Origin of the sequence: Pedobacter sp. ASV12, assembly GCF_016429155.1 — a bacterium.
Taxonomy (GTDB): domain Bacteria; phylum Bacteroidota; class Bacteroidia; order Sphingobacteriales; family Sphingobacteriaceae; genus Pedobacter.
Genome location: NZ_JAELUC010000101.1, coordinates 1 through 11,694, shown reverse-complemented (window position 1 = coordinate 11,694; position 11,694 = coordinate 1). Strand labels below are relative to the sequence as shown.

Genomic DNA, 11,694 nt, shown 5'->3' with positions numbered 1-11,694 from the left:
CCCCCCCCCCCCCCCCCCCCCCCCCCCCCCCCCCCCCCCCCCCCCCCCCCCCCCCCCCCCCCCCCCCCCCCCCCCCCCTCCCCCCCCCCCCCCCCCCCCACAACCACCCATGTCGTGGTTCGTCGGCAGCGTCAGATGTGTATAAGAGACAGGGCACTAAGCAACAGGCATAGCGCGATAATACCTCCCTGCCTACGGCTCCTTAAGCGTTAGCGTTCAGTGCTTTCATAATTTTCTTCAGGTCAATACCTTTGCCTAAAACCGGCTTAAAAATATCGCCCATGGCTTCTACCCGCTCCACGGCATTAAAAATGGTAAAATCTTGCATCTTCAATCCTTTTTTCACTTCGTCCCAATGCAAGGGCATAGATACCGTAGCGCCCGGCTTTGGCCTTACCGAATAAGGTGCCGCAATAGTAGCCTGGGCCCTGTTCTGTAAAAAATCGAGGTACATTTTCCCCTTTCTGTCGGCTACCGTACGTTCTAGACTAGTATAAGCAGGTAATTCGCGATGCACCAGGTTTACAATGATGCGCGCAAATTCTTTCGATTGCTCATAAGTATACTTTGCTCCAAGCGGAATGTAGATATGCAGCCCCGTAGAACCGCTCGTTTTGCAATAACTGGGTACACCCATACCATCGAGCACTTGTTTGGTTACCTGCGCAGCCTCTATAACCTGGTCGAATGAATTTTTATCGGGATCCAAATCAATGATGCACCAGGTTGGATAATCCGGTTTTTTGATGGTGCTGTTCCACGGGTTCATTTCTATGCAGCCTAAACCGGCCATGTAAAGTAAGGTAGCCTCGTTGTTGCCGAGCAAAAAATGCTTGTCTTCGTCGCTGTCGCCACTATGATATAAATAGGTATCCATCCAATCGGGCACCTTGCCGGTAACGTCTTTTTGGTAAAAGCTATGGCCGGTTATGCCATTTGGAAAGCGGTTGAGCGATTGGGGCCTGTTTTTGAGGTAAGGCAAGAGGTAAGGGGCCACCTGGTAATAATAATTGATTAATTCGCGCTTGCTGATTTGCTCTATGGGCCAAAATAGCTTTTTCAGGTTGGTAAACTTCAGTTGGTGTGTGCCAATCTTCTTAACCTGCGTCTGTTCGTTTGGGTTGAGCAGCGTTTTGCGCCTGCTCCCTTTAATGGGTTTAGCCAGCTTATCGGCAATTTGCCCTTCAATCACTTCCTTAGTCTCTTTTTCCTTTTCCAAAGTTACCTCCTTCGCTTTTTTATCTTCTCGCATACCTTCAAACGAAGGGTGGCGCATAAGGCCATCGCTGGTCATTTCCGTGAAGCTCACTTCCCCTATCAGCTTAGGCTTGAGCCAGGTAGCTGTGGCATGGGGTGGATTTGGCCTAAAGCGACTAGGCTTGTTTACATTGGGCTCGGTATCGAAAGGCGGTTGGTCTACCACCAATGGCTCAAAGAGCCGCATCATTTCCTGTTGTGTTTTGAGGTTAAATCCGGTTCCTATTTTGCCAGTATAAACAAATTTACCTTGCTCAAAAACGCCAACCAATAATGCGCTGAACGGCTTGCTGGTGCCCTCATTCCTGGTATAACCGCCAATAACCACCTCCTGCCTCTTATTGGCCTTTATTTTTAGCCATTTTGTTGTGCGATGGCCGGTTTCGTAAAGGCTATCTTTATGTTTAGCCATGATGCCTTCCAAGCCTATTTTTTTGGCGGCCTCCAAAAATTCGGTACCTGAAGTTTCGAATGCCTGGCTAAACCGGATCAGCTGATTTGAAGGCACCAGCTGTTGCAACAGCTTTCTGCGTTCGGTTAATGGCAGCTCTTTCAGGTCGTGGCCCTCATACCACAATATATCGAACACATAGTAGATCAATTCGCCGTCGGCTTCGCTGCGCCAGTTTTGCAAAGCGCCAAAATTAGCCATGCCTTTTTCGTTTACTACTACGATTTCGCCATCAATTATGGCATTGATGCCCCATTCTTTTAAGGCTTGGTAAACCGGATAGAACTTCTCGTTAAACGACTTGTCGTTCCTCGATTTCAGCTCCAATTTATTTTTGTTCATGAAGGCCAAAGCCCGATAGCCATCCCATTTTATTTCGTATAGCCAATTCTCATCGTCAACGGGCTTATTAACCAAGGTAGCCAACATAGGCTTAACCGAATCGTAAAAAGGCGCTTTACGCGCATTTTTAAATTGTATTTTTAAAGGTTTGGCTTGGCGGGGCTTGGCCTCGGCCTGTACTTTTTTGCCCACCGTTTTGATGGGGCCTTTGGTGGCTTTTTTTGTGGCTTGGCCATTAATGGTCGTGCTTGTTTTTTCTACCTGGGCTATTGTTTTTTTAGAAAGCACCGACTTGTTTTTTTTGAGGATATCGGCCGTACTTGCATACCGATCTTCGAGTTTCATCAGCAACCAGGCATTCTCTTCCTTTCCATGGGTCTTAACCAGGGCATATTCGCCTTTTAGTTTTTTGCCTTTTAGCCTGAATTTGATTTTGTGGGCATGGAGTTCGTGCAAAAGCTCTTTTTCCTGTTTTTTAACATCTTTTTCATGCAGGTCGACTGGTTCGTAGGTGCCTTCGTCCCAAACAATAACCGTACCCCCACCGTATTCGCCTTGAGGAATAATGCCTTCAAAACTGCGATAATCGTAGGGATGATCTTCCACCCTCATGGCCAATCGCTTTACTGCAGGATCGGTTGATGGGCCTTTAGGCACGGCCCAGCTCTTGAGCACACCGTCCATCTCTAGCCGAAAATCGTAGTGCAGGTGCGATGCCGCATGCTGCTGAACAACAAACCGCAGTGCTTTGCCATTGCTACGGCCACCCTGAGGTTCGGTGGTTTTGGCAAAAGAGCGTTTCTTTTTATATGCCGTTAAACTCATGATTGTAAGGGTTAGATCTCTTGTGTAACAATCTGTTTTTTAAAAAGTTTAGCTAAAAAGGTTGTTTAAATTATCCAAACATTTTTAAACCAGGCCTGTTTTTTTGAATGCACCATTACCCTATTGTTATGAAAAAGCAGGAACCACCCCAAAAGCCCGATACTCAATATGAAGTACCGCCTTTTCCTCAGCAAAAGCAGCGGCCACCAGGCAAGGAAAAGGCCATGCAGCCTCTGGCCGACCATGGAGAAGAAAGCTATAAAGGCTGTGGCAAATTAATGGGCAAAAAGGCCATCATCACTGGTGGAGATTCGGGAATTGGCAAAGCCATTGCCATTGCTTTTGCCCGCGAGGGCGCCGACGTGCTGATCAGCTACCTAAGCAGCGAAGAAACCCAAGACGCACAGGATTCGGCTAAATATGTAAAAGAAGCCGGCAGAAAAGCCATATTGGTAAAAGGCGACATCAGCAAAGAAAACCATTGCCAAAAAATTGTAGCAAAAGCCGTCAAGGAATTCGGCCAGATTGATATTTTGGTAAACAATGCCGCTTTTCAGATGGCGAGGGAAAGTTTGGAAGCCATACCAACCGAAGAATGGATCAAAACTTTCGAAACCAACATCCACTCCATGTTTTACCTGAGCAAAGCCGCCGAACCTTACATGAAAAAGGGTAGCTGTATCATCAACACCACTTCGGTCAATGCCTATAACCCTAGCCCTCTACTGCTACCCTACGCCGCTACCAAAGGCGCCATCCAGAATTTCACGGCCAATTTGAGCCAGATTTTGCTCACTGCCGGCAAGGGCATCAGGGTAAACGCAGTTGCTCCAGGCCCCATTTGGACGCCATTGATTCCTTCTACCATGCCTGATCCCGAAAAATTTGGGCAAGACACCCCCATGGGCAGACCTGGCCAACCCGTTGAAGTAGCACCTGCCTATGTATTTCTGGCCTCAGACGAAGCCAGCTATATTTCGGGCGCCACTATTCCGGTAACCGGAGGCAGGATCACCATTTAACCCTAAAATTTTAAAGCGATGAAAGACAAGCCAAAACCCAACCCTAAAAAACCGGTTCACGATGCCAAAGGCAAGGCCAGCTTTGACCAAAATGGGCAAGGTTCGGCGCCAAAATACGGGCAGGCCGGAGATACACCCAACGAATCGGGAAAAGGAATGGATCAGGTGGCTAAAGGAAAAGCCAAGTCCTAACCCAAAAGATAGCCTATTTACGTTGGACTAAAGACTTATTAAGATGCCTTCAGCTGTGATCCGATATTTCAAGTACGACGAGCAATCGCATACCCTCAAGATCACTTTTGTAACGGGCATGGAATACCATTACACAAACGTGCCCGAAAAGGTTTTTCAGCTATTGAAGGCCGCAGGTTCAAAAGGGCGTTATTTTAACCAATACATCAAAGACAAGTTCAAGTTTAAAAAAATTAGCAATTAGCCTGCCATGCCAGAGGGACCATCTATTGTAATTTTAAGGGAATTGATAGAAGACCTGCACCTTAAAGGCAAGCCGGTACTCGAAGTGGGTGGCAATACAAGCTTAGACAAGAACCGGCTGATTGGTCAAAAAGTAACCGATTTTAAAAACTGGGGCAAGCATTTTCTGATTTGTTTCCAGGAGCTTACGCTTCGGATCCATTTGATGCTTTTCGGCACTTACCGCATCAACGAAAGAAAGGAAAGCAAGCCAAGCATCAGCCTTGTATTTGCCCATAACGAACTCAATTTCTATACCTGTTCGCTGCAATTTATAGCAGGCGACCTCCATAAGGTTTACGATTGGAAAGCCGATGTAATGAGCGATGAATGGGATGCCAAAAACGCGCTCAAAAAGGCAAAAGAAAAGGGAGAAACCCTAGTTTGCGATCTTCTATTGGACCAGCATATTTTTGCAGGTGTTGGCAACATCATCAAAAACGAGGTGCTTTACCGCATCAAGGTGCATCCGCTAAGTACGGTAAGTGCATTGCCCCTGGCCAAACTCAAGCTACTGGTTAAGGAAGCACGCAATTACAGCTTCGATTTTTTGGCATGGAAAAAAGCGTTCGTACTTAAAAAGCATTGGCTGGTTTATAAGCAAAAAAAATGTCCAAAGGGGCATGCCCTATCTCAAGAGCAACATTTGGGAAAAACCAACAGGCGAAGCTTTTATTGTTCCCAATGCCAAAAAAAACACATTTAATCTTGCTTCATTAAAATTAACCAACATGATGACATCCCTTAAAAAATATTCATTTTGGTACAGAAACGGTCTTACCTTAGTGTTTATGACCTTATTTATCTTTGCCTTGGGCGCACAGGCATTGACAGGTTTCCACGTACACAACCAAGACCTGAAAGAGGCTGGCTATCCGGCCATAGCTTTGGGCACTTACCTGCGTTCGGGACATTTCCTATCCGCCACCTTCGAGAACTTTGAGAGCGAATTTTTGCAAATGGCGCTTTATGTGCTCCTCACCATTAAATTGAGGCAAGTGGGATCTGCCGAATCCAAATCCCTGTCGGAAAAAGAGGAAGTAGACCGCTTGCCCCAAAAAGGCAGGCATGTGCCTTGGCCGGTAAAAAAGGGTGGTTGGATTTTAAAACTTTATCAAAATTCGCTTTCCATTTGCTTTGTAGCATTGTTTTTGACTTGCTGGTGCCTTCATGGCTACGGCAGCTGGCAGGAAAACAACATTGAACAGCAAATCAAAGGCCTGCCCAGACAATCGATACTCGATTACCTCTGCAACGCTCATTTCTGGTTCGAATCCTTTCAGAATTGGCAAAGCGAATTTCTATCGGTAGCCAGCATCGTTTTCTTCACCATTTACCTGCGCCAAAAGGGCTCGCCCGAATCGAAACCCGTAGATGCACCCCACTTCGAAACGGGCAAGTAAACAGAAAACACAAACATTAAACCCCATAAGATTGTTATTATTCCTAACAACAACAAACCAGAGTCGATCCAATTAACAGCTTGCCCCTCTTTCCGTTTGGCATGAAGGCCAGGAAGCTTTCGGCTTAGGCAAGCATAAAATGAAAAACGATGGGAAAAATCAAAAACCTTATTGCAGGCTTTACCGGAGCCATCGCCCTTAACATGTTGCACGAAGCAATCAGAAAACAGGGTGATAATGTGCCATACATCCACTTGCTGGGCGAAGATGCCCTAAATAAAGGCTTAATGGCCGTTGGCGAACCGATAACGAACGAAAACACGCTTTACGAGGCCACCTTGGCCACAGATGTGGTAAGCAACGCACTTTATTATAGCCTGATCGGCACAGGCAAGTCTAAATACATTTGGCCAAAAGCCCTGGGCCTGGGCCTGAGCGCAGGCATTGGCGCCATTAAACTGCCCGAAGCTACAGGCGTGGACCATGCACCTGTGGCTCGAAATGCCCAGGTAAAGGCCTTAACAATTGGCTATTATGTTTTTGGCGCCCTGGTTACTGCCCTCACCTTAAAAATGCTAAAATAATGGCGAAAACAACGCATACAAATAGAATTTCCACCTGCAACTGACCTAACCCCAAAATCCCAAACGCATGATGAGACTTCCCATACAACGCAAACACATTAAAGTATATCCGGATCCGAAAAGGGTAATTGCAAGGTTCTTCTTTAACGGCGACGATCGCGGTCGCGATGTCATCAATAAAATCCTGACGCTGAGCAACGAGCAGGTATTCAACATTATCTCGCCCTTGCTACAGGAATATTCCAAAAGGCACCGTAACATTACCAAGCTGTTGCTCAGGCATTGCAAAAAGCTAAAGCCTTTGTTCGAAAAAATGGAAATAGACTACAAGGAACTCGAAGAACACAGGCGCCTGCTGATTGGTTCGTACTTCACCCACGAATATTCTATCGAATCGGCGGCCTTTTTCAATCCTTCCATCATCGAAGACCCAGACCAAAACGACCTCGAAGAAGGAGAAAAAAGGCTGATTATCAGTTTTAGGGCCGTGGGCGAAGGGCATATCTCCTCCATCGTTTTTAGGCGGGCCCTCATCGATCGGCATAACAACATTACGGTAATTCCGGTGGGCAACTATATCGACGAAGCCGAAATCATCAGAAATGCAACCTACAACAAAAAACTGTTTTTAGAAAAGGGCCTGATTTCTTTGATCAATAAAGATGTGCTGGAGGAACTGAATACCAAACTGGCCGATCAGTTTGATTACGCCACGCTTAAACAAGTGATTGCCGAAACGCAAGACAAGCAACCCGATCCGGCCAAGGACATTGAACTGGAAAAGGTGCTGTGGCTCTCCGATTCTTATTACGAAATCATCTTTTCGATGGATACCGATATTTCCGACCGTGTAATTTTCCCGATTTCAGAATTTGAGCGCAAGGGAATTGAAGATGCAAGGTTTACCAAATTCATCAGCGACGACGGTTCGATTACCTATTATGCCACTTATACGGCCTACGATGGGCACATCATCATCCCTAAACTATTAAAAACCAAGGATTTTTACGATTTCACCATTGGCCCATTGTTTGGCGCAGGCGCCCAAAACAAGAACCTGGCGCTTTTTCCGCGTAAAATCAATGGCAAATACGCCATGCTGTCGCGCATTGATGGGGTGAACAACTATATCATGTACTCGAACAAAATCAATGTTTGGGAAAACCCCATCAAGTTGCAGGAGCCTCTATACAGTTGGGAATTTGTGCAGGTAGGCAATTGTGGCTCGCCCATTGAAACCGAAGAAGGCTGGCTGGTGATTACCCATGCCGTTGGTCCGATGCGCCGCTACTGCCTCAGCGCCAGTCTGCTCGATTTGGATGACCCAACCATAGAAATCGGGCGCTTGTCCGAACCTTTGCTCATCCCTAATCCCGACGAGCGCGAGGGCTATGTACCCAATGTGGTGTATTCTTGTGGCGGCATTATCAACAATGGCGAACTGATCATTCCTTACGGCTTATCCGATTACTCATCGTCTTTTGCTTCTGTAGACCTGAAAAGCCTGTTAGATCGGCTTAAGGCATCGCCAGCTATTTATTAATTTCAAACCCATTGCCTGCAGTAGCAATAAAAAAGCCATTGTTACTCATCAACAATGGCTTTGGCTTTTTACGGCCTGTTCACAACAATAGGGTTGATTGTTATTTTTTACCTCAGCTGCAGCACTTCTTTCTTTTTGGCCAGGTTGAGGTCGTGATCAAATTTAAAGGCTTGCGAAACCACCAAATGCGACACCAGATAAGCCAGTGTGCTTTCTGCGCCCTGGTTCCGATTTACACCACCCGGATGCAAGCCATCGGCACAGCCCTTGGTTTCTGAATCGTAAAGTGGCATACGCAACGAATTTTCGCCCAAAAACCACAAGTAGCAAGAATACATTTTTTTGAGGTAGTCGTTGTCTTTGGTTACCACATAGGCCTGGCAGTACATCAATACCATGGCCATCAGCTCTATGGCCTGCTGGTCGTACAATGGCATGGTTTTCTGGTCTTTTGCATACCAGCCATCATTGCCAATCGGGTTAATTACGCTGAGGTTAAAAGTAAGTCGCTCCAGGTGCAGCAATGATTCCATCGCAATGGCTTTTGCTTCTTCGTTGCCTGTGATTTCGGTTACATGCAGCAATGCCAGTGGAAACAAGGCGTTGTCGTAAGTCATGTGGTCTTCAAACCAGTGCCAATCCTCGTCTTTGGTATTTTTATAGGCCTTAACAAGCTTTTCTGATAAGCTGTTCAGCTCCTGCATGATACGATCGTCGTAGGGATGGGCTTTCAAATAATAGCTCAGTCCGATAATGGAGTTACAAATCCCACGCAAATGCACCAGCTCTTTTACATGTGGCATGGCTTTAAAAAACAGCTCCTGACTAAATTCGACAAAAGAACGGTTAGGTACGGCGTGGATCAAATAGCCCAAAGCCCAAATGGTACGGCCGAAGGAATCGTCAGAGCCCTTTTCGTCAAGATACTGGCGACTAAAACTCATAAAATTTCTGAAATCGCCATTTTCCAACTGCATATCATGGATGTAGCTCAGGTAAACAGGCATAAGTTGCAAGGCTTCGGCGCTTCCGTTTTCCTGATAGGCCATTACCGCCATAAGCAGGGCCCGGGCGTTGTCGTCTAAACAATAGCCTTCCCTCCGGTTTGGAATGCCATATTTGGCGTGCTGAAAAATACCGGTATCGTCGGTAAGGCGCTTTACATACGCCAAGCTAAACTCAGGCATTAGCCCTGGATCAATAATCTGACGCAGGATTTTATCACTATAATCTGGGTGAATGATGGCTTTTTCGATCAATTGGATATAGGATTGACCGATTTTCGGCCAACGCAGCTGCAATCCGTACTGATAAGCCCTGTTCTTTAGGCTAAGCAGCTGCATAGGAAGCGCCAGCAATTCGTTAACCAATTGCGCCAAGCCTTCATGGTCTTTAAAATTAAAGAGCTTGCCACGGCCATCGGCCAATAATTCCTTAGCGTGCCAATAAGGCGTTGAAACTACCGCAGCCCCGGCACCTACGGCATAGGAAAGGGTACCACTGGTAATTTGAGCTTCGTTAAAATACGGGGTAATGTAAATATCGGCTGCCGAAAGGTAGTTGATCAACTCTTCTTCCATAACAAAGCGGTTCAGGAAAATCAGGTGATCGGCAACGCCTAAATCTTCGGCCAGTTTTTTCAGGTATTCGCGATATTCTTCACCAGAATGCTTGAGGATGCCCGGATGGGTATTACCTAGCACCACATAAGCCACATCGGGATGTTGGGCTACAATTTGGGGCAAGGCCTTGACCACGGTTTCCAATCCTTTGCTCCTGCTGATGAGACCAAAGGTAAGCAACAGGCGTTTGTTTTTTAAAGCGGCCAGTTTCCGTACCGGATTAGGAATTGGCGCTTCCAAATCGGGTACGCCGTGCTCTATAAATTGGATTTTCTCTTTAGGTACCTGATAAATATTGATCAGGAAATTGATGGCTTTTCTGCTCATCACTACAATTTTGGTAGAGCGCTTGGCAATTTCCCTGATAATCGATTTCTGCAGAAAGGTAGGCGTATCAAGCACCGTATGTAGAATAGAAACCAGAGGCTTTTCGAGCTGGTTGATAAAAGGCAGCACATACAGGCCGCTTTCGCCTCCGTAAATGCCAAACTCGTGTTGCAAAATACAGGCGTCAGCATCGCTGGCATTGATAAAGCTGGCTGCCTCGGCATAATCGTTTTGCTGGTTTTGCCTGATTACAAATTTTACTTCTTTAGGGTAGCTGTATTCGTTGGTGTCGTCTGAAGAATTAAGCGCTACAACCAAACTGGATTGCGAAAATGTCTGATGGCTCAAATTGGCATTAATGGCTTTGATGAGGTTTTGATTAAAGGTAGCCAGCCCGCATTCTCTTGGTGGATAGGTTGAAATGTATGCTATTTTCATATTCAGAATAAATAATTAGGGTTTAATGGACTTTTTTGGCCAAAAAATGATTGAGAAGCGCGTAGTTTTTGATGGAGCTACTAGAAGAACAAGCAACAGAAAGGCTTTGTTTGGCCATAACCGGCACAAAATGTCTCTTTTTTGGAGTAGAAAAACCACTGTATTCAAGCACGTTAGGCTTTAATTGAAAATAATGCTTGCAAATCAATATTACCCTTACTATATTTGCATCCCGCTAAACAGCAAATGCCCAGATGGCGGAATTGGTAGACGCGCTGGTCTCAAACACCTGTGGGAAACCGTGCCGGTTCGACTCCGGCTCTGGGTACAAAAAAAGCCTGTTAAAGGCCTTATCCAGACTTTGAACCATCAAAGTCTGGATTTTTTGTTTTAAATCAATGTTTTTTTTTGACACATTGCAGGTGTTCAAAGAACCCCGTTTAAGAATTTCGTAACAACGATGGGCGGAGCTGGAAGTTTTTAACCAGGGCTCAATAAGAGAATTATCTATTGGTTACGCGTACAAGGGAAATTTCAATGAAATATCTATCCGACAAATGGGGTGTTAGTACCCTTAGCTAATGCTCTTTTAGTAACCTAAGAGTATCGCTTAATTTGCTTATCCTTTTCGTCCAGATCCGAACCAACATGTAAAGTGGAAATATCAAACACACACACCCCACTCCAAGCAACATAAGCTTGCCTTGGGTGATATTGACCGTGGATATGAAGAAGTAACCAACTCCGGTGATTAGCATTATTCTTAGCACTATACTTACTCTAGCAAAACGCCTAAGGGAGACAATTCGGTTTTTCAGCGATGAACTTATGTCTAGGCCTGCTATAAGTTCTTTCGACAGTTGATAGCCATAAATATTGCAAATCATTGGGAGAGTCACAGACACTAATAATATAACGTTGGCATGGATCGGTTTTTGGTCGGCATCTAAGCCGCTAAAACAAATAATTAGAAACGCTGACCAGCCGAACAATTCTGTGCTAAGTTGCTTCCTTAGGCCACTAAGCACAGGGTGGCTTTTCTCTAAGGTCATATCTTTAAGTCTATCAAGCGCTATATTTGGCGTTTCAATGCTTTGCCACTCCTTTCTTAATTCTTCGATTTCCATGGTTTACTTTGTTAGTTTCTGCAGTCTTATTTTTATCCTGTTAAGTTTTACGCCAACATTATTTTCGCTGATGCCGAGTATTCCTGCAATTTCCTGATAACTTAATTCATCAAGATACAAGGCAATCAATGCCCGATCCGGTTCACTTAATTGCCTCATACTTTTAAGAAGTTTTTCCTGCCTTTCATTACCTTCATAATTATTGTCTTCGAATTGTACATCCGGAAGATATTCGGCTAGAGTAATATTTGGTTTATTTTTTCTGAATGATGCCATAGC

Annotated in this window: 11 protein-coding genes and 1 tRNA gene; 8 read left to right on the top strand and 4 right to left on the bottom strand. The window is 45.4% G+C overall.

Annotated features, from left to right (window positions below; translation table 11 throughout):
* Nucleotides 1-202 precede the first annotated feature (202 nt).
* Nucleotides 203-2,875 (bottom strand): DNA ligase D, encoded by a 2,673-nt coding sequence (gene ligD / locus JHD69_RS17370; RefSeq protein ID WP_199141615.1) that lies wholly within the window; start codon nt 2,873-2,875, stop codon nt 203-205.
* Between the two features lie 128 nt (nt 2,876-3,003).
* On the opposite strand from ligD, the gene JHD69_RS17365 reads away from it, so the two are divergent.
* The 7 genes from JHD69_RS17365 (at nt 3,004) to JHD69_RS17335 (ending at nt 7,901) form a co-directional block, all read left to right on the top strand.
* Nucleotides 3,004-3,897 (top strand): glucose 1-dehydrogenase, encoded by an 894-nt coding sequence (locus tag JHD69_RS17365; RefSeq protein WP_199141614.1) that lies wholly within the window; start codon nt 3,004-3,006, stop codon nt 3,895-3,897.
* Between the two features lie 18 nt (nt 3,898-3,915).
* On the top strand, nt 3,916-4,089 hold the full coding sequence (locus JHD69_RS17360; protein WP_199141613.1) for a hypothetical protein: 174 nt from the start codon (nt 3,916-3,918) through the stop codon (nt 4,087-4,089).
* Between the two features lie 43 nt (nt 4,090-4,132).
* Nucleotides 4,133-4,333 carry a KTSC domain-containing protein gene (locus JHD69_RS17355; protein WP_199141612.1) on the top strand — a complete coding sequence of 67 codons (201 nt, stop codon included), beginning with the start codon at nt 4,133-4,135 and terminating at the stop codon, nt 4,331-4,333.
* A 6-nt stretch (nt 4,334-4,339) separates the two neighbouring features.
* Nucleotides 4,340-5,077, top strand: a complete 738-nt coding sequence (locus JHD69_RS17350) for a DNA-formamidopyrimidine glycosylase family protein (RefSeq protein WP_199141611.1) — start codon at nt 4,340-4,342, stop codon at nt 5,075-5,077.
* 25 nt (nt 5,078-5,102) lie between these two features.
* Entirely contained in the window at nt 5,103-5,774 is a 672-nt protein-coding gene (locus tag JHD69_RS17345; RefSeq protein WP_199141610.1) for a DUF6766 family protein, read from the top strand.
* Nucleotides 5,775-5,923: 149 nt separating this feature from the next.
* Nucleotides 5,924-6,358 (top strand): hypothetical protein, encoded by a 435-nt coding sequence (locus tag JHD69_RS17340; RefSeq protein WP_199141609.1) that lies wholly within the window; start codon nt 5,924-5,926, stop codon nt 6,356-6,358.
* Nucleotides 6,359-6,428: 70 nt separating this feature from the next.
* Nucleotides 6,429-7,901 carry a glycoside hydrolase family 130 protein gene (locus JHD69_RS17335; RefSeq protein ID WP_199141617.1) on the top strand — a complete coding sequence of 491 codons (1,473 nt, stop codon included), beginning with the start codon at nt 6,429-6,431 and terminating at the stop codon, nt 7,899-7,901.
* Nucleotides 7,902-8,008: 107 nt separating this feature from the next.
* Here the strand turns inward: JHD69_RS17335 and JHD69_RS17330 are convergent, their stop codons facing one another.
* Nucleotides 8,009-10,288, bottom strand: coding sequence for a glycosyltransferase family 4 protein (locus tag JHD69_RS17330; RefSeq protein WP_199141608.1), 2,280 nt, complete (start codon nt 10,286-10,288; stop codon nt 8,009-8,011).
* Nucleotides 10,289-10,536: 248 nt separating this feature from the next.
* Between JHD69_RS17330 and JHD69_RS17325 the strand changes: the two genes are divergently transcribed.
* Nucleotides 10,537-10,616: transfer RNA gene (locus tag JHD69_RS17325), tRNA-Leu, on the top strand.
* 250 nt (nt 10,617-10,866) lie between these two features.
* On the opposite strand, the gene JHD69_RS17320 is transcribed toward JHD69_RS17325, so the two are convergent.
* Both JHD69_RS17320 and JHD69_RS17315 read right to left on the bottom strand, forming a co-directional pair.
* On the bottom strand, nt 10,867-11,415 hold the full coding sequence (locus JHD69_RS17320) for a hypothetical protein (protein ID WP_199141607.1): 549 nt from the start codon (nt 11,413-11,415) through the stop codon (nt 10,867-10,869).
* Nucleotides 11,416-11,418: 3 nt separating this feature from the next.
* On the bottom strand, nt 11,419-11,694 hold a 276-nt coding region (locus JHD69_RS17315; protein WP_199141606.1), incomplete at its 5' end, for an RNA polymerase sigma factor.

Bases quoted from the DNA above. Each gene is read 5' to 3' on its own strand.
- JHD69_RS17330 (WP_199141608.1), bottom strand. From the start codon at position 10,288: ATGAAAATAGCATACATTTCAACCTATCCACCAAGAGAATGCGGGCTG.
- JHD69_RS17340 (WP_199141609.1), top strand. From the start codon at position 5,924: ATGGGAAAAATCAAAAACCTTATTGCAGGCTTTACCGGAGCCATCGCC.
- JHD69_RS17355 (WP_199141612.1), top strand. From the start codon at position 4,133: ATGCCTTCAGCTGTGATCCGATATTTCAAGTACGACGAGCAATCGCAT.
- JHD69_RS17350 (WP_199141611.1), top strand. From the start codon at position 4,340: ATGCCAGAGGGACCATCTATTGTAATTTTAAGGGAATTGATAGAAGAC.
- ligD (WP_199141615.1), bottom strand. From the start codon at position 2,875: ATGAGTTTAACGGCATATAAAAAGAAACGCTCTTTTGCCAAAACCACC.
- JHD69_RS17365 (WP_199141614.1), top strand. From the start codon at position 3,004: ATGAAAAAGCAGGAACCACCCCAAAAGCCCGATACTCAATATGAAGTA.
- JHD69_RS17335 (WP_199141617.1), top strand. From the start codon at position 6,429: ATGAGACTTCCCATACAACGCAAACACATTAAAGTATATCCGGATCCG.
- JHD69_RS17320 (WP_199141607.1), bottom strand. From the start codon at position 11,415: ATGGAAATCGAAGAATTAAGAAAGGAGTGGCAAAGCATTGAAACGCCA.
- JHD69_RS17360 (WP_199141613.1), top strand. From the start codon at position 3,916: ATGAAAGACAAGCCAAAACCCAACCCTAAAAAACCGGTTCACGATGCC.
- JHD69_RS17345 (WP_199141610.1), top strand. From the start codon at position 5,103: ATGATGACATCCCTTAAAAAATATTCATTTTGGTACAGAAACGGTCTT.